The sequence below is a fragment of the Shigella sp. FC1567 genome (genome assembly GCF_001743015.1).
Taxonomy (GTDB): Bacteria; Pseudomonadota; Gammaproteobacteria; order Enterobacterales; family Enterobacteriaceae; genus Escherichia; species Escherichia coli.
This window is the reverse complement of sequence record NZ_MIIV01000199.1, coordinates 15,171-32,869: the sequence shown is the minus strand read 5'-3', so window position 1 is coordinate 32,869 and position 17,699 is coordinate 15,171. Positions and strand designations below refer to the sequence as shown.

At 52.5% G+C, this 17,699-nt stretch carries 11 protein-coding genes and 2 pseudogenes; 9 read left to right on the top strand and 4 right to left on the bottom strand.

The window, feature by feature from the left end:
• Nucleotides 1-261: IS1 family transposase (locus BHE85_RS12900; protein WP_000317683.1), on the top strand; the 261-nt coding region annotated here is incomplete at its 5' end.
• A 15-nt stretch (nt 262-276) separates the two neighbouring features.
• Here the strand turns inward: BHE85_RS12900 and BHE85_RS12895 are convergent.
• A pseudogene (locus BHE85_RS12895) lies at nt 277-465 on the bottom strand (prepilin-type N-terminal cleavage/methylation domain-containing protein); the annotation flags it as partial.
• A 202-nt stretch (nt 466-667) separates the two neighbouring features.
• A pseudogene (gene nadC, locus BHE85_RS12890) lies at nt 668-1,560 on the bottom strand (carboxylating nicotinate-nucleotide diphosphorylase).
• A gap of 87 nt (nt 1,561-1,647) precedes the next feature.
• Here nadC and ampD point away from each other — a divergent pair.
• Entirely contained in the window at nt 1,648-2,199 is a 552-nt protein-coding gene (gene ampD / locus BHE85_RS12885) for a 1,6-anhydro-N-acetylmuramyl-L-alanine amidase AmpD (protein WP_000923726.1), read from the top strand.
• Entirely contained in the window at nt 2,196-3,050 is an 855-nt protein-coding gene (gene ampE, locus BHE85_RS12880) for a beta-lactamase regulator AmpE (protein ID WP_000172015.1), read from the top strand. Before ampD ends, ampE begins: the two co-directional genes overlap by 4 nt.
• A 42-nt stretch (nt 3,051-3,092) precedes the next feature.
• Here the strand turns inward: ampE and aroP are convergent, their stop codons facing one another.
• Nucleotides 3,093-4,466, bottom strand: a complete 1,374-nt coding sequence (aroP, locus tag BHE85_RS12875; protein WP_000969917.1) for an aromatic amino acid transporter AroP — start codon at nt 4,464-4,466, stop codon at nt 3,093-3,095.
• A 540-nt stretch (nt 4,467-5,006) separates the two neighbouring features.
• Between aroP and pdhR the strand changes: the two genes are divergently transcribed.
• The 4 genes from pdhR (at nt 5,007) to lpdA (ending at nt 12,251) form a co-directional block, all read left to right on the top strand.
• On the top strand, nt 5,007-5,771 hold the full coding sequence (gene pdhR / locus BHE85_RS12870) for a pyruvate dehydrogenase complex transcriptional repressor PdhR (RefSeq protein ID WP_000331776.1): 765 nt from the start codon (nt 5,007-5,009) through the stop codon (nt 5,769-5,771).
• 160 nt (nt 5,772-5,931) lie between these two features.
• Nucleotides 5,932-8,595: a pyruvate dehydrogenase (acetyl-transferring), homodimeric type gene (aceE, locus tag BHE85_RS12865; protein ID WP_000003812.1), complete on the top strand. Its 2,664-nt coding sequence runs from the start codon at nt 5,932-5,934 to the stop codon at nt 8,593-8,595.
• 14 nt (nt 8,596-8,609) lie between these two features.
• Nucleotides 8,610-10,502 (top strand): pyruvate dehydrogenase complex dihydrolipoyllysine-residue acetyltransferase, encoded by a 1,893-nt coding sequence (gene aceF, locus BHE85_RS12860; RefSeq protein ID WP_000963518.1) that lies wholly within the window; start codon nt 8,610-8,612, stop codon nt 10,500-10,502.
• A 324-nt stretch (nt 10,503-10,826) separates the two neighbouring features.
• On the top strand, nt 10,827-12,251 hold the full coding sequence (lpdA, locus tag BHE85_RS12855) for a dihydrolipoyl dehydrogenase (protein ID WP_000102485.1): 1,425 nt from the start codon (nt 10,827-10,829) through the stop codon (nt 12,249-12,251).
• 70 nt (nt 12,252-12,321) lie between these two features.
• On the opposite strand, the gene BHE85_RS12850 is transcribed toward lpdA, so the two are convergent.
• Nucleotides 12,322-14,175 (bottom strand): DUF3300 domain-containing protein, encoded by a 1,854-nt coding sequence (locus tag BHE85_RS12850; protein ID WP_000784399.1) that lies wholly within the window; start codon nt 14,173-14,175, stop codon nt 12,322-12,324.
• A gap of 354 nt (nt 14,176-14,529) precedes the next feature.
• On the opposite strand from BHE85_RS12850, the gene acnB reads away from it, so the two are divergent.
• Both acnB and yacL read left to right on the top strand, forming a co-directional pair.
• Nucleotides 14,530-17,127, top strand: a complete 2,598-nt coding sequence (gene acnB, locus BHE85_RS12845) for a bifunctional aconitate hydratase 2/2-methylisocitrate dehydratase (RefSeq protein WP_001307570.1) — start codon at nt 14,530-14,532, stop codon at nt 17,125-17,127.
• A gap of 174 nt (nt 17,128-17,301) precedes the next feature.
• Nucleotides 17,302-17,664: a protein YacL gene (gene yacL, locus BHE85_RS12840; RefSeq protein ID WP_000384306.1), complete on the top strand. Its 363-nt coding sequence runs from the start codon at nt 17,302-17,304 to the stop codon at nt 17,662-17,664.
• Nucleotides 17,665-17,699 lie beyond the last annotated feature (35 nt).

Below are 17,699 nucleotides of genomic sequence, written 5' to 3'. Positions count from 1 at the left end.
ACACTGGAGCGTCTTCTGAGCCTGCTGTCGGCCTTTGAGGTCGTGGTATGGATGACGGATGGCTGGCCGCTGTATGAATCACGCCTGAAGGGAAAGCTGCACGTTATCAGCAAGCGTTACACTCAGCGCATTGAGCGACATAATCTGAATCTGAGACAACATCTGGCAAGGCTGGGACGGAAGTCACTGTCGTTCTCAAAATCGGTGGAGCTGCATGACAAGGTCATCGGGCATTATCTGAACATAAAACACTATCAGTAAGTTGGAGTCATTACCTAATCCACCATGTTCCAGCGCGCACAACTCTACGGCGGTACGGTAAGGCACAAAGGTTTGTAGCATGTCGGTGAGTGCAGCTTTGCGCAGGTAGTTTTGATAAGCGGGAATACCAATGGCGCTTAAAATGGCAATGATGCCAATAACCACCATCAGTTCGATAAGTGTAAAACCGCGTTGCTTGTCCATCTGTTTCGCTCCTTGATTTGGTTGGCGCTACTTTGGCAAACGCCATCAGCACAAGCGAGGGGCAAAAAACGAAACGGGAAAGCAGCTTCCGAGGTTTTTTATTTCGTTGCAGCGAAAGACAAGAAATTTGCGAGGCGTTACGAAGAAAGTTGGGGAAGGGGAGATTATCCGCCCGCGATGGAGCGGATAAATCTGTCAGCAATTAGCGAAAACGCATTGAAAGGTCGAGTGCTTGTACGTGTTTAGTTAGCGCACCGACGGAGATAAAGTCCACGCCCGTTTCGGCAAATTCGCGCAGTGTTTTGTCAGTGACGTTGCCAGACACTTCCAGTAGCGCCTTGCCGTTGGTGCGTTTGACGGCTTCGCGCATCTGTTCTGTTTCGAAGTTATCCAGCATGATGATATCGGCTCCTGCTTTCAGGGCTTCATCAAGTTCTTCCAGATTCTCTACTTCGACTTCTACTGGCGCATCCGGGTGCAGCCAGGACGCTTTTTCGACGGCCTGGCGCACTGAGCCGGAGGCAATAATATGATTTTCTTTGATCAGGAAGGCATCAGAAAGCCCCAGACGGTGATTCGCTCCGCCGCCGCAAAGTACCGCGTATTTCAGAGCTGAACGCAGGCCAGGTAAGGTTTTGCGCGTATCCAACAACTGCGTGTTGGTGCCTTCCAGTAATTCGACATAGTGGCGTACCTTACTGGCAACTCCTGAAAGGGTTTGCACAAAATTAAGCGCAGTGCGTTCGCCCGTTAACAGCACGCGGGATGGGCCTTCAAGTTCGAACAAGGGTTGATTGGCGTTGATGACATCGCCGTCATCCACATGCCAGATTATGGTGACATCGTCGCCTGCCAGTTGAATAAACACCTCTTCAACCCAGCGTTTGCCGCAAAATACGCCATTCTCGCGGTGATCACCGTGGCATGAGAGCGAGAGTTTTCCGGTAAAAGTTTTGCCGTAATGTCATTGTTGGCATCGACTGTTCCGCCTAAATCTTCCCGCAGCGCCTGGGCCACCGCGCCGGGGATATCGAGATTAATGCGTTCCAGCAGCTCGTCACGTCGGGTGTCAGGGTTATAGCGGCGAGGCGGCATGTTAAAACTCCAGATAGCTAACGAATCATAAGGTAGAAACATGCTACTCTGAACCGGGTATTAGCACCACATATAAGGAGATCCTGCATGTTGTTAGAACAGGGGTGGCTGGTTGGCGCGCGCCGCGTTCCCTCACCACATTACGATTGCCGCCCGGATGACGAAACACCCACCCTGCTGGTGGTGCACAATATTAGCCTGCCGCCAGGCGAGTTTGGCGGTCCGTGGATCGACGCATTATTCACTGGAACTATTGATCCGCAGGCACATCCTTTCTTTGCTGAGATCGCCCATTTGCGCGTCTCCGCTCACTGTTTGATTCGCCGTGATGGTGAAATAGTCCAGTATGTTCCTTTCGATAAACGTGCATGGCATGCGGGAGTCTCTCAGTATCAGGGGCGCGAACGCTGCAATGATTTTTCTATTGGGATTGAGCTTGAAGGCACCGATACGCTGGCGTATACCGATGCGCAGTATCAACAGCTTGCGGCGGTTACGCGGGCACTGATTGATCGCTATCCAGATATCGCTAATAACATGACGGGCCATTGTGATATTGCGCCGGATCGGAAAACCGATCCCGGCCCTGCATTTGATTGGGCGCGGTTTCGTGCGCTGGTCAGCAAGGAGACAACATGACGCTATTTACAACCTTACTGGTGTTAATTTTCGAGCGCCTGTTTAAGTTGGGCGAGCACTGGCAGCTTGATCATCGTCTTGAAGCGTTCTTTCGGCGGGTGAAACATTTTTCTCTCGGGCGCACGTTAGGCATGACCATTATTGCGATGGGCGTGACTTTTTTACTGTTACGCGCATTGCAGGGAGTATTGTTCAACGTTCCCACGCTGCTGGTGTGGCTGCTGATTGGTTTGCTGTGTATTGGCGCAGGTAAAGTTCGTCTTCATTATCATGCTTATCTGACAGCTGCTTCACGTAATGATAGCCATGCCCGTGTCACGATGGCTGGCGAACTCACCATGATTCACGGCGTCCCGGCAGGCTGCGATGAACGTGAGTATTTGCGTGAGCTGCAAAATGCATTGCTGTGGATTAACTTTCGTTTTTATCTTGCTCCGCTGTTCTGGTTGATTGTGGGGGGAATCTGGGGACCCGTTACGCTGATGGGGTATGCGTTTTTGCGTGCATGGCAATACTGGCTGGCGCGATACCAGACGCCGCATCATCGTTTACAGTCCGGCATTGATGCCGTGCTTCATGTACTGGATTGGGTGCCGGTTCGTCTTGCGGGTGTGGTATATGCCTTGATCGGTCATGGGGAGAAAGCGTTACCGGCCTGGTTTGCTTCGCTGGGTGACTTCCATACTTCGCAGTATCAGGTGTTAACGCGTCTGGCGCAGTTCTCTCTGGCGCGTGAACCGCATGTCGATAAGGTGGAGACGCCGAAGGCAGCGGTTTCAATGGCGAAGAAAACCTCGTTCGTGGTCGTGGTGGTGATTGCACTACTGACGATTTACGGGGCGTTGGTGTAAAGATTATTGCCCTCACCCTGTACGGGTGAGGGCGTAGAGAGATTAATGCGCTTTTACGGCTTTGGCGGTTTTCTCTTTAAACAGATAGCCGATACCTAACACGATCAGCCATACCGGGATCAGGTATACCGAAATCGCCATTCCTGGGGTCATCAGCATAATCACCAGTACCGCCGCCATAAACAGCAGGCAGATCCAGTTACCCAGCGGATAAAGCAGAGCAGGGAAGCGAGTTACCACGCCTTGTTCCTGCTTGGCGCGACGGAATTTCATATGCGCCAGGCTAATCATCGCCCAGTTGATTACCAGTGCAGATACCACCAGCGCCATTAACAGTCCGAAAGCGGACTCTGGGGCAAGGTAGTTAATCAGTACGCACAACGCCGTTACCAGTGCAGACACCAGAATGGTATTTACTGGTACACCACGTTTATCGACAGACGCCAGCGCTTTTGGCGCATTACCCTGTTGTGCCAGACCAAACAGCATACGGCTGTTGCAATATACGCAGCTGTTGTACACGGAGAGCGCCGCAGTCAGTACCACGATGTTCAGCGCATTCGCCACAAAGGTATCGCCTAACTCGTGGAAGATCAGCACAAACGGACTGGTATCGGCGGTAACGCGGGTCCACGGCATCAGTGAGAGCAGAACGGCTAACGAACCAATATAGAAAATCAGGATGCGGTAGATAACCTGGTTAGTTGCTTTCGGTATACTTTGCTCCGGGTTATCAGCTTCTGCTGCGGTGATCCCCACCAGTTCCAGACCACCGAACGAGAACATGATAATTGCCATCATCATCACCAGCCCGGTGAAGCCGTGCGGCAGGAAACCACCCTGATCCCACAGGTTGCTAACGGTCGCCTGCGGGCCGCTGTTGCCACTGAATAGCAGCCAGCCGCCGAAGATGATCATCGCTACCACAGCGATAACTTTGATAATGGCAAACCAGAACTCCATCTCGCCAAACACTTTAACGTTGGTCAGGTTGATGGCGTTAATCACCACAAAGAATACGGCGGCAGAAACCCAGGTGGGGATTTCCGGATACCAGAACTGAATGTATTTACCCACGGCAGTCAGCTCAGCCATGGCAACTAAAACGTACAGTACCCAGTAGTTCCAGCCAGAGGCGAAACCGGCAAAACTGCCCCAGTATTTATAAGCAAAGTGGCTAAAGGAGCCTGCGACAGGTTCTTCGACCACCATTTCACCCAGCTGACGCATGATCAGAAAGGCGATAAAACCAGCAATGGCGTAACCCAGGATAATCCCTGGCCCTGCGGACTGTATTACGGAGGCGCTACCCAGGAATAACCCGGTCCCTATCGCGCCACCCAGCGCGATAAGCTGAATATGGCGGTTTTTAAGGCCGCGTTTTAGCTGCTCGCCGTGCTGTTGACCTTCCATCATGAAACCTCGTGCGGTGGTTGTTTTTTTGATCTACGCAGTGATGCGTGTGTAAGTTTGCAATTCCGTTTGTTGTATTAATTTGTTTACATCAAAGAAGTTTGAATTGTTACAAAAAGACTTCCGTCAGATCAAGAATAATGGTATGCGGCAGCGAATGCACCCGCTTTATGCATGGTTGAAGATGAGTTGCTTAAAAAGAAACCGTTTGTAAAGCTCAGCCTCAACCCCTCTCAATATGTAGAATGAATTTAAATTCGTTTTAATTGAATTAAAAATCACAAAATTGGTAAGTGAATCGGTTCAATTCGGATTTTTATAGTTTAATAATCGTTAAAAAATCCCTTTCCTACGTAAAGTCTACATTTGTGCATAGTTACAACTTTGAAACGTTATATATGTCAAGTTGTTAAAATGTGCACAGTTTCATGATTTCAATCAAAACCTGTATGGACATAAGGTGAATACTTTGTTACTTTAGCGTCACAGACATGAAATTGGTAAGACCAATTGACTTCAGCAAGTGGCTTAAGACAGGAACTCATGGCCTACAGCAAAATCCGCCAACCAAAACTCTCCGATGTGATTGAGCAGCAACTGGAGTTTTTGATCCTCGAAGGCACTCTCCGCCCGGGCGAAAAACTCCCACCGGAACGCGAACTGGCAAAACAGTTTGACGTCTCCCGTCCCTCCTTGCGTGAGGCGATTCAACGTCTCGAAGCGAAGGGCTTGTTGCTTCGTCGCCAGGGTGGCGGCACTTTTGTCCAGAGCAGCCTATGGCAAAGCTTCAGCGATCCGCTGGTGGAGCTGCTCTCCGACCATCCTGAGTCACAGTATGACTTGCTCGAAACACGACACGCCCTGGAAGGTATCGCCGCTTATTACGCCGCGCTGCGTAGTACCGATGAAGACAAGGAACGCATCCGTGAACTCCATCACGCCATAGAACTGGCGCAGCAGTCTGGCGATCTGGACGCGGAATCAAACGCCGTACTCCAGTATCAGATTGCTGTCACTGAAGCGGCCCACAATGTGGTTCTGCTTCATCTGCTAAGGTGTATGGAGCCGATGTTGGCCCAGAATGTCCGCCAGAACTTCGAATTGCTCTATTCGCGTCGCGAGATGCTGCCGCTGGTGAGTAGTCACCGCACCCGCATATTTGAAGCGATTATGGCCGGTAAGCCGGAAGAAGCGCGCGAAGCATCGCATCGCCATCTGGCCTTTATCGAAGAAATTTTGCTCGACAGAAGTCGTGAAGAGAGCCGCCGTGAGCGTTCTCTGCGTCGTCTGGAGCAACGAAAGAATTAGTGATTTTACTGGTAAAAATTATCCAGAAGATGTTGTAAATCAAGCGCATATAAAAGCGCGGCAACTAAACGTAGAACCTGTCTTATTGAGCTTTCCGGCGAGAGTTCAATGGGACAGGTTCCAGAAAACTCAACGTTATTAGATAGATAAGGAATAACCCATGTCAGAACGTTTCCCAAATGACGTGGATCCGATCGAAACTCGCGACTGGCTCCAGGCGATCGAATCGGTCATCCGTGAAGAAGGTGTTGAGCGTGCTCAGTATCTGATCGACCAACTGCTTGCTGAAGCCCGCAAAGGCGGTGTAAACGTAGCCGCAGGCACAGGTATCAGCAACTACATCAACACCATCCCCGTTGAAGAACAACCGGAGTATCCGGGTAATCTGGAACTGGAACGCCGTATTCGTTCAGCTATCCGCTGGAACGCCATCATGACGGTGCTGCGTGCGTCGAAAAAAGACCTCGAACTGGGCGGCCATATGGCGTCCTTCCAGTCTTCCGCAACCATTTATGATGTGTGCTTTAACCACTTCTTCCGTGCACGCAACGAGCAGGATGGCGGCGACCTGGTTTACTTCCAGGGCCACATCTCCCCGGGCGTGTACGCTCGTGCTTTCCTGGAAGGTCGTCTGACTCAGGAGCAGCTGGATAACTTCCGTCAGGAAGTTCACGGCAATGGCCTCTCTTCCTATCCGCACCCGAAACTGATGCCGGAATTCTGGCAGTTCCCGACCGTATCTATGGGGCTGGGGCCGATTGGTGCTATTTACCAGGCTAAATTCCTGAAATATCTGGAACACCGTGGCCTGAAAGATACCTCTAAACAGACCGTTTACGCGTTCCTCGGCGACGGTGAAATGGACGAACCGGAATCCAAAGGTGCGATCACCATCGCTACCCGTGAAAAACTGGATAACCTGGTCTTCGTTATCAACTGTAACCTGCAGCGTCTTGACGGCCCGGTCACCGGTAACGGCAAGATCATCAACGAACTGGAAGGCATCTTCGAAGGTGCTGGCTGGAACGTGATCAAAGTGATGTGGGGTAGCCGTTGGGATGAACTGCTGCGTAAAGATACCAGCGGTAAACTGATCCAGCTGATGAACGAAACCGTTGACGGCGACTACCAGACCTTCAAATCGAAAGATGGTGCGTACGTTCGTGAACACTTCTTCGGTAAATATCCTGAAACCGCAGCACTGGTTGCAGACTGGACTGACGAGCAGATCTGGGCACTGAACCGTGGTGGTCACGATCCGAAGAAAATCTACGCTGCATTCAAGAAAGCGCAGGAAACCAAAGGCAAAGCGACAGTAATCCTTGCTCATTCCATTAAAGGTTACGGCATGGGCGACGCGGCTGAAGGTAAAAACATCGCGCACCAGGTTAAGAAAATGAACATGGACGGCGTGCGTCACATCCGCGACCGTTTCAATGTGCCGGTGTCTGATGCAGATATCGAAAAACTGCCGTACATCACCTTCCCGGAAGGTTCTGAAGAGCATACCTATCTGCACGCACAGCGTCAGAAACTGCACGGTTATCTGCCAAGCCGTCAGCCGAACTTCACCGAGAAGCTTGAGCTGCCGAGCCTGCAAGACTTCGGCGCGCTGCTGGAAGAGCAGAGCAAAGAGATCTCTACCACTATCGCTTTCGTTCGTGCCCTGAACGTAATGCTGAAGAACAAGTCGATCAAAGATCGTCTGGTACCGATCATCGCCGACGAAGCGCGTACTTTCGGTATGGAAGGTCTGTTCCGTCAGATTGGTATTTACAGCCCGAACGGTCAGCAGTACACCCCGCAGGACCGCGAGCAGGTTGCTTACTATAAAGAAGACGAGAAAGGTCAGATTCTGCAGGAAGGGATCAACGAGCTGGGCGCAGGTTGTTCCTGGCTGGCAGCGGCGACCTCTTACAGCACCAACAATCTGCCGATGATCCCGTTCTACATCTATTACTCGATGTTCGGCTTCCAGCGTATTGGCGATCTGTGCTGGGCGGCTGGCGACCAGCAAGCGCGTGGCTTCCTGATCGGCGGTACTTCCGGTCGTACCACCCTGAACGGAGAAGGTCTGCAGCATGAAGATGGTCACAGCCACATTCAGTCGCTGACTATTCCGAACTGTATCTCTTACGACCCGGCTTACGCTTACGAAGTTGCTGTCATTATGCATGACGGTCTGGAGCGTATGTACGGTGAAAAACAAGAGAACGTTTACTACTACATCACCACGCTGAACGAAAACTACCACATGCCGGCAATGCCGGAAGGTGCTGAGGAAGGTATCCGTAAAGGTATCTACAAACTCGAAACCATTGAAGGTAGCAAAGGTAAAGTTCAGCTGCTGGGCTCCGGTTCTATCCTGCGTCACGTCCGTGAAGCGGCAGAGATCCTGGCGAAAGATTACGGCGTAGGTTCTGACGTTTATAGCGTGACCTCCTTCACCGAGCTGGCGCGTGATGGTCAGGATTGTGAACGCTGGAACATGCTTCATCCGCTGGAAACTCCGCGCGTTCCGTATATCGCTCAGGTGATGAACGACGCTCCGGCAGTGGCATCTACCGACTATATGAAACTGTTCGCTGAGCAGGTCCGTACTTACGTACCGGCTGACGACTACCGCGTACTGGGTACTGATGGCTTCGGTCGTTCCGACAGCCGTGAGAACCTGCGTCACCACTTCGAAGTTGATGCTTCTTATGTCGTGGTTGCGGCGCTGGGCGAACTGGCTAAACGTGGCGAAATCGATAAGAAAGTGGTTGCTGACGCAATCGCCAAATTCAACATCGATGCAGATAAAGTTAACCCGCGTCTGGCGTAAGAGGTAAAAGAATAATGGCTATCGAAATCAAAGTACCGGACATCGGGGCTGATGAAGTTGAAATCACCGAGATCCTGGTCAAAGTGGGCGACAAAGTTGAAGCCGAACAGTCGCTGATCACCGTAGAAGGCGACAAAGCCTCTATGGAAGTTCCGTCTCCGCAGGCGGGTATCGTTAAAGAGATCAAAGTCTCTGTTGGCGATAAAACCCAGACCGGCGCACTGATTATGATTTTCGATTCCGCCGACGGTGCAGCAGACGCTGCACCTGCTCAGGCAGAAGAGAAGAAAGAAGCAGCTCCGGCAGCAGCACCCGCGGCTGCGGCGGCAAAAGACGTTAACGTTCCGGATATCGGCAGCGACGAAGTTGAAGTGACCGAAATCCTGGTGAAAGTTGGCGATAAAGTTGAAGCTGAACAGTCGCTGATCACCGTAGAAGGCGATAAAGCTTCTATGGAAGTTCCGGCTCCGTTTGCTGGCACCGTGAAAGAGATCAAAGTGAACGTGGGTGACAAAGTGTCTACCGGCTCGCTGATTATGGTCTTCGAAGTCGCGGGTGAAGCAGGCGCGGCAGCTCCGGCGGCTAAACAGGAAGCGGCTCCGGCAGCGGCCCCTGCACCAGCAGCTGGCGTGAAAGAAGTTAACGTTCCGGATATCGGCGGTGACGAAGTTGAAGTGACTGAAGTGATGGTGAAAGTGGGCGACAAAGTTGCCGCTGAACAGTCACTGATCACCGTAGAAGGCGACAAAGCTTCTATGGAAGTTCCGGCGCCGTTTGCAGGCGTCGTGAAGGAACTGAAAGTCAACGTTGGCGATAAAGTGAAAACTGGCTCGCTGATTATGATCTTCGAAGTTGAAGGCGCAGCGCCTGCGGCAGCTCCTGCGAAACAGGAAGCGGCAGCGCCGGCACCGGCAGCAAAAGCTGAAGCCCCGGCAGCAGCACCAGCTGCGAAAGCGGAAGGCAAATCTGAATTTGCTGAAAACGACGCTTATGTTCACGCGACTCCGCTGATCCGCCGTCTGGCACGCGAGTTTGGTGTTAACCTGGCGAAAGTGAAGGGCACTGGCCGTAAAGGTCGTATCCTGCGCGAAGACGTTCAGGCTTACGTGAAAGAAGCTATCAAACGTGCAGAAGCAGCTCCGGCGGCGACTGGCGGCGGTATCCCAGGCATGCTGCCGTGGCCGAAGGTGGACTTCAGCAAGTTTGGTGAAATCGAAGAAGTGGAACTGGGCCGTATCCAGAAAATTTCTGGTGCTAACCTGAGCCGTAACTGGGTGATGATCCCGCATGTTACCCACTTCGACAAAACCGATATCACCGAGCTGGAAGCGTTCCGTAAACAGCAGAACGAAGAAGCGGCGAAACGTAAGCTGGATGTGAAGATCACCCCGGTTGTCTTCATCATGAAAGCCGTTGCTGCAGCTCTTGAGCAGATGCCTCGCTTCAATAGTTCGCTGTCGGAAGACGGTCAGCGTCTGACCCTGAAGAAATACATCAACATCGGTGTGGCGGTGGATACCCCGAACGGTCTGGTTGTTCCGGTATTCAAAGACGTCAACAAGAAAGGCATCATCGAGCTGTCTCGCGAGCTGATGACTATTTCTAAGAAAGCGCGTGACGGTAAGCTGACTGCGGGCGAAATGCAGGGCGGTTGCTTCACCATCTCCAGCATCGGCGGCCTGGGTACTACCCACTTCGCGCCGATTGTGAACGCGCCGGAAGTGGCTATCCTCGGCGTTTCCAAGTCCGCGATGGAGCCGGTGTGGAATGGTAAAGAGTTCGTGCCGCGTCTGATGCTGCCGATTTCTCTCTCCTTCGACCACCGCGTGATCGACGGTGCTGATGGTGCCCGTTTCATTACCATCATTAACAACACGCTGTCTGACATTCGCCGTCTGGTGATGTAAGTAAAAGAGCCGGCCCAACGGCCGGCTTTTTTCTGGTAATCTCATGAATGTATTGAGGTTATTAGCGAATAGACAAATCGGTTGCCGTTTGTTGTTTAAAAATTGTTAACAATTTTGTAAAATACCGACGGATAGAACGACCCGGTGGTGGTTAGGGTATTACTTCACATACCCTATGGATTTCTGGGTGCAGCAAGGTAGCAAGCGCCAGAATCCCCAGGGGCTTACATAAGTAAGTGACTGGGGTGAGGGCGTGAAGCTAACGCCGCTGCGGCCTGAAAGACGACGGGTATGACCGCCGGAGATAAATATATAGAGGTCATGATGAGTACTGAAATCAAAACTCAGGTCGTGGTACTTGGGGCAGGCCCCGCAGGTTACTCCGCTGCCTTCCGTTGCGCTGATTTAGGTCTGGAAACCGTAATCGTAGAACGTTACAACACCCTTGGCGGTGTTTGCCTGAACGTCGGCTGTATCCCTTCTAAAGCACTGCTGCACGTAGCAAAAGTTATCGAAGAAGCCAAAGCGCTGGCTGAACACGGTATCGTCTTCGGCGAACCGAAAACCGATATTGACAAGATTCGTACCTGGAAAGAGAAAGTGATCAATCAGCTGACCGGTGGTCTGGCTGGTATGGCGAAAGGCCGCAAAGTCAAAGTGGTCAACGGTCTGGGTAAATTTACCGGGGCTAACACCCTGGAAGTTGAAGGTGAGAACGGTAAAACCGTGATCAACTTCGACAACGCGATCATTGCAGCGGGTTCTCGCCCGATCCAACTGCCGTTTATTCCGCATGAAGATCCGCGTATCTGGGACTCCACTGACGCGCTGGAACTGAAAGAAGTACCAGAACGCCTGCTGGTAATGGGTGGCGGTATCATCGGTCTGGAAATGGGCACCGTATACCACGCGCTGGGTTCACAGATTGACGTGGTTGAAATGTTCGACCAGGTTATCCCGGCAGCTGACAAAGACATCGTTAAAGTCTTCACCAAGCGTATCAGCAAGAAATTCAACCTGATGCTGGAAACCAAAGTTACCGCCGTTGAAGCGAAAGAAGACGGTATTTATGTGACGATGGAAGGCAAAAAAGCACCCGCTGAACCGCAGCGTTACGACGCCGTGCTGGTAGCGATTGGTCGTGTGCCGAACGGTAAAAACCTCGACGCAGGCAAAGCTGGCGTGGAAGTGGACGACCGTGGTTTCATCCGCGTTGACAAACAGCTGCGTACCAACGTACCGCACATCTTTGCTATCGGCGATATCGTTGGTCAGCCGATGCTGGCACACAAAGGTGTTCACGAAGGTCACGTTGCCGCTGAAGTTATCGCCGGTAAAAAACACTACTTCGATCCGAAAGTTATCCCGTCTATCGCCTATACCGAACCAGAAGTTGCATGGGTAGGTCTGACTGAGAAAGAAGCGAAAGAGAAAGGCATCAGCTATGAAACCGCCACCTTCCCGTGGGCTGCTTCTGGTCGTGCTATCGCTTCCGACTGCGCAGACGGTATGACCAAGCTGATTTTCGACAAAGAATCTCACCGTGTGATCGGTGGTGCGATTGTCGGTACCAACGGCGGCGAGCTGCTGGGTGAAATCGGCCTGGCAATCGAAATGGGTTGTGACGCTGAAGACATCGCGCTGACCATCCATGCGCACCCGACTCTGCACGAGTCTGTGGGCCTGGCGGCAGAAGTGTTCGAAGGTAGCATTACCGACCTGCCGAACCCGAAAGCGAAGAAGAAGTAATTTTTCGTTTGCCGGAACATCCGGCAATTAAAAAAGCGGCTAACCACGCCGCTTTTTTTACGTCTGTAATTTACCTTTCCAGTCGCCTTGCTCCGCGCTCAGAGAGACGTTCGCGTACTGCTGACCGTTGATCGTTATTCAATCTGGCAGTACGGTTACTGTCGTTTAGACGTTGTGGGCGGCTCTCCTGAACTCTCTCCCGAAAAACCTGACGTTGTTCAGGTGATGCTGATTGAACACGCTGGCGGGCGTTATCACGTTGCTGTTGGTTCAGTGGGCGCTGCTGTACTTTTTCCTTAAACACCTGGCGCTGCTCAGGCGAGGCTGACTGAATACGCTCACGCGCTGCGTCTCTTCGCTGCTGGATCTGTGGGTTAGTCTGCATTTTCTCGCGGACTGCCTGGCGCTGCTCAGGCGAGGCGGGCTGAATGCGCTCACGCGCTGCCTCTCTTCGCTGCTGGATCTGCGGGTTAGTCTGCATTCTCTCGCGAACTGCCTGGCGCTGCTCAGGAGAAGCTGACTGATAACGCTGACGAGCGGCGTCCTTTTGTTGCTGGGTCAGGGGTTGGCGACGGCTGAAGTCGCGGAAGTCGTCATAGCTCCCATAGTGTTCAGCTTCATTAAACCGCTGTGCCGCTGCCTGACGTTGGGTATCTCGTGTAATGACGGGGGCGGCGTGTGTTCGTTGCTGAAACTGACTTGCTGCCGCCTGACGCTGGCTGTCGCGTGTTGGAGCAGGTAGCTGCGTGGCACTCATTCCGCCGTTGACATCGGTTTGATGAAACCGCTTTGCCATATCCTGATCATGATAGGGCACACCATTACGGTAGTTTGGATTGTGCCGCCATGCCATATTCTTATCAGTAAGATGCTCACCGGTGATACGGTTGAAATTGTTGACGTCGATATTGATGTTGTCGCCGTTGTGTTGCCAGCCATTACCGTCACGATGACCGCCATCGTGGTGATGATAATCATCATCGTCATGATGATGATGGTCATGATCGTCGTCATCCCAGTCGATGCTGCTGAATAGTGCGTACGTGGTAGCAACACCCATGCTATAGCCGAATCCGCGCACAAAGCTGTCAATAAACGGTTCTCCGGCTGGTGGTGGCAGATAAACCGGCGGATACGCAGTATTGGCCCAGTTCCCGTAAACCACGGTTGGGTTGTAGTTGGGAATATAGACCACATCAGGATTGGCGGGCTCAATGGAAATGACGGTTGTTGCAGGCTCTGTAATGACGGGGCTGGCAGTTAAAACGGTATTGGATGGTATGACGGGTGCCGTGACTGTCTGTTTTACCGGTACAGCTTTCTTCGTTGTGGTAATAACTTTTTGTTCGTTTGATGACTTCAGCGAACCGGTTTGTTGCGCCAGTTGCCGCAATCGCTGTACCGAGTCCATCACGTCCTGCGGCTGCGCCAGAAAAGCATCGCCCAGGTTTTGCACCCATTGCGGGTTTTCGCCCATCAATGCCATCAATTGTGGAAAGGCCACCAGTGATTTAACGCTGGCGTCCCACGGCTGGTCAGATACCGCCTGAATAGCAGCATCGCCTTGTTTAAGTGGATTATCGTGCGACCATTGCACTGCTTGAGCAACGTTTGCCGGATAGGTTGATGCCATCAGCACCTGCGAAAGTAGGGCGTCGGGATACAGCGCGACGGGCGCGACCCATTGATCTATTTGTGCAGTGCTGAATGCGGATTTAACGACGGCGGGTGTTACGGGAGGCGCGGAAACCGTTGCAGGAAGCGTAACCGCGGCAGCGTCAGACACAGCCAGTTGTGTCGATTGCGTTTCCACAGCCGCTTCCACTGTGCGGCTTTTTATATATAGCCCGGCAGAGGCGGCACAAAGCCCGGCACTGCAAATTAGTGCCAGCACATGGGGTTTAAACGGCAAAGTCATTTTCATAATTCGGATCTCAAGGAAATCGCAATGGTCGGCGAACTGCCACCCGCAGGTGCTGTTAATCCGAGTATAAAGAGGCGGTAGTTTAAATTTTGACTAATCTTGGGATTCGTTGAGAAAGGTGATTATCACCATGCGAATTAACGAAGTTTTTACGGAGGGAAACAATCTCTAGACCATCCTTAACGATTCAGCCACTTTTTTATGTTGCTTTTTTGTAAACAGATTAACACGTCGTCAAAATCCTGCTATTCTGCCCGTTGCGGTACTGGGCATTTACCCTACAAACTGCTGTCTCACAGGAGCGTGAAGAGAATCGCCTGCCGCACTATGACAATGAGAGCGAGGAGAACCGTCGTGCTAGAAGAATACCGTAAGCACGTAGCTGAGCGTGCCGCTGAGGGGATTGCGCCCAAACCCCTGGATGCAAACCAAATGGCCGCACTTGTAGAGCTGCTGAAAAACCCGCCCGCGGGCGAAGAAGAATTCCTGTTAGATCTGTTAACCAACCGTGTTCCCCCTGGCGTCGATGAAGCCGCCTATGTCAAAGCAGGCTTCCTGGCTGCTATCGCGAAAGGCGAAGCCAAATCCCCTCTGCTGACTCCGGAAAAAGCCATCGAACTGCTGGGCACCATGCAGGGTGGTTACAACATTCATCCGCTGATCGACGCGCTGGATGATGCCAAACTGGCACCGATCGCTGCCAAAGCACTTTCTCACACACTGCTGATGTTCGATAACTTCTATGACGTAGAAGAGAAAGCGAAAGCAGGCAACGAATATGCGAAGCAGGTAATGCAGTCCTGGGCGGATGCCGAATGGTTTCTGAATCGCCCGGCGCTGGCTGAAAAACTGACCGTTACCGTCTTCAAAGTCACTGGCGAAACCAACACCGATGACCTTTCTCCGGCACCGGATGCGTGGTCGCGCCCGGATATCCCACTGCACGCGCTGGCGATGCTGAAAAACGCCCGTGAAGGTATTGAGCCAGACCAGCCAGGTGTTGTTGGCCCGATCAAACAGATTGAAGCTCTGCAACAGAAAGGTTTCCCGCTGGCGTACGTCGGTGACGTTGTGGGTACGGGTTCATCGCGTAAATCCGCCACGAACTCCGTTCTGTGGTTTATGGGCGATGATATTCCACATGTGCCGAACAAACGCGGCGGTGGTTTGTGCCTCGGCGGTAAAATTGCACCCATCTTCTTTAACACGATGGAAGACGCGGGTGCACTGCCAATCGAAGTCGACGTCTCTAACCTGAACATGGGCGACGTGATTGACGTTTACCCGTACAAAGGTGAAGTGCGTAACCACGAAACAGGCGAACTGCTGGCGACCTTCGAACTGAAAACCGACGTGCTGATTGATGAAGTGCGTGCTGGCGGCCGTATCCCGCTGATTATCGGGCGTGGCCTGACCACCAAAGCGCGTGAAGCACTTGGTCTGCCGCACAGTGATGTGTTCCGTCAGGCGAAAGATGTCGCTGAGAGCGATCGCGGCTTCTCGCTGGCGCAGAAAATGGTAGGCCGTGCCTGTGGCGTGAAAGGCATTCGTCCGGGCGCGTACTGCGAACCGAAAATGACTTCTGTAGGTTCACAGGACACTACCGGCCCGATGACCCGTGATGAACTGAAAGACCTGGCGTGCCTGGGCTTCTCGGCTGACCTGGTGATGCAGTCTTTCTGCCACACCGCGGCGTATCCGAAGCCAGTTGACGTGAACACGCACCACACGCTGCCGGACTTCATTATGAACCGTGGCGGTGTGTCGCTGCGTCCGGGTGACGGCGTAATCCACTCCTGGCTGAACCGTATGCTGCTGCCGGATACCGTCGGTACCGGAGGTGACTCCCATACCCGTTTCCCGATCGGTATCTCTTTCCCGGCGGGTTCTGGTCTGGTGGCATTTGCAGCCGCAACAGGCGTAATGCCGCTGGATATGCCGGAATCCGTTCTGGTGCGCTTCAAAGGCAAAATGCAGCCGGGCATCACCCTGCGCGATCTGGTACACGCCATTCCGCTGTATGCCATCAAACAAGGTCTGCTGACCGTTGAGAAGAAAGGCAAGAAAAACATCTTCTCTGGCCGCATTCTGGAAATTGAAGGTCTGCCGGATCTGAAAGTTGAGCAGGCCTTTGAGCTTACCGATGCGTCCGCTGAGCGTTCTGCCGCTGGTTGTACTATCAAGCTGAACAAAGAACCAATCATCGAATACCTTAACTCTAATATCGTCCTGCTGAAGTGGATGATCGCGGAAGGTTACGGCGATCGTCGTACCCTGGAACGTCGTATTCAGGGCATGGAAAAATGGCTGGCGAATCCTGAGCTGCTGGAAGCAGATGCAGATGCGGAATACGCGGCAGTGATTGACATCGATCTGGCGGATATTAAAGAGCCAATCCTGTGTGCTCCGAACGACCCGGATGACGCGCGTCCGCTGTCTGCGGTACAGGGCGAGAAGATCGACGAAGTATTTATCGGTTCTTGCATGACTAACATCGGTCACTTCCGTGCTGCGGGTAAACTGCTGGATGCGCATAAAGGCCAGTTGCCGACCCGCCTGTGGGTGGCACCGCCAACCCGTATGGACGCCGCACAGTTGACTGAAGAAGGCTACTACAGCGTCTTCGGTAAGAGCGGGGCTCGTATCGAGATCCCGGGCTGTTCTCTGTGTATGGGTAACCAGGCGCGTGTAGCAGACGGTGCGACGGTGGTTTCCACCTCTACCCGTAACTTCCCGAACCGTCTGGGGACTGGCGCGAATGTCTTCCTGGCTTCTGCAGAACTGGCGGCTGTTGCGGCGCTGATTGGCAAACTGCCGACGCCGGAAGAGTACCAGACCTACGTTGCGCAAGTAGATAAAACTGCCGTTGATACTTATCGTTATCTGAACTTCAACCAACTTTCTCAGTACACCGAAAAAGCCGATGGGGTGATTTTCCAGACTGCGGTGTAATAAGTAAGCGCACGCGCTGCGCATAAACGACACAATGCCCGGTGAATGAGATTCCCGGGCATTTTTTATTTCTAAACCATCGCCGTTCCGCTGTTTTTCTCCGGTAAGGCTGCGATAATTACATCAATGGCGCAATGCGATTTCGGCGCATTGCCGGGAGCAGAGGAACACACTATGGATTACGAATTTCTGCGCGATATTACCGGAGTGGTAAAGGTGCGTATGTCCATGGGGCATGAAGTGGTCGGGCACTGGTTTAATGAAGAGGTGAAAGAAAACCTGGCCTTGCTTGATGAAGTGGAACAAGCAGCGCACGCACTGAAAGGTAGCGAACGGTCCTGGCAACGGGCAGGGCATGAATACACCCTGTGGATGGACGGTGAAGAGGTGATGGTTCGCGCCAATCAACTGGAATTCGCTGGCGATGAAATGGAAGAGGGGATGAACTACTACGACGAAGAAAGCCTGTCGCTATGCGGCGTTGAGGATTTTCTGCAGGTCGTGGCGGCTTACCGCAATTTCGTGCAGCAGAAGTAAATAAATCTGGCGGAGCCTGGAGCTCCGCCAGAGCC

What these genes read in the sequence shown, in the direction of transcription:
- ampD (WP_000923726.1), top strand. Translation starts at nt 1,648, where the DNA reads ATGTTGTTAGAACAGGGGTGGCTGGTTGGCGCGCGCCGCGTTCCCTCA.
- ampE (WP_000172015.1), top strand. Translation starts at nt 2,196, where the DNA reads ATGACGCTATTTACAACCTTACTGGTGTTAATTTTCGAGCGCCTGTTT.
- aroP (WP_000969917.1), bottom strand. Translation starts at nt 4,466, where the DNA reads ATGATGGAAGGTCAACAGCACGGCGAGCAGCTAAAACGCGGCCTTAAA.
- pdhR (WP_000331776.1), top strand. Translation starts at nt 5,007, where the DNA reads ATGGCCTACAGCAAAATCCGCCAACCAAAACTCTCCGATGTGATTGAG.
- aceE (WP_000003812.1), top strand. Translation starts at nt 5,932, where the DNA reads ATGTCAGAACGTTTCCCAAATGACGTGGATCCGATCGAAACTCGCGAC.
- aceF (WP_000963518.1), top strand. Translation starts at nt 8,610, where the DNA reads ATGGCTATCGAAATCAAAGTACCGGACATCGGGGCTGATGAAGTTGAA.
- lpdA (WP_000102485.1), top strand. Translation starts at nt 10,827, where the DNA reads ATGAGTACTGAAATCAAAACTCAGGTCGTGGTACTTGGGGCAGGCCCC.
- BHE85_RS12850 (WP_000784399.1), bottom strand. Translation starts at nt 14,175, where the DNA reads ATGAAAATGACTTTGCCGTTTAAACCCCATGTGCTGGCACTAATTTGC.
- yacL (WP_000384306.1), top strand. Translation starts at nt 17,302, where the DNA reads ATGGATTACGAATTTCTGCGCGATATTACCGGAGTGGTAAAGGTGCGT.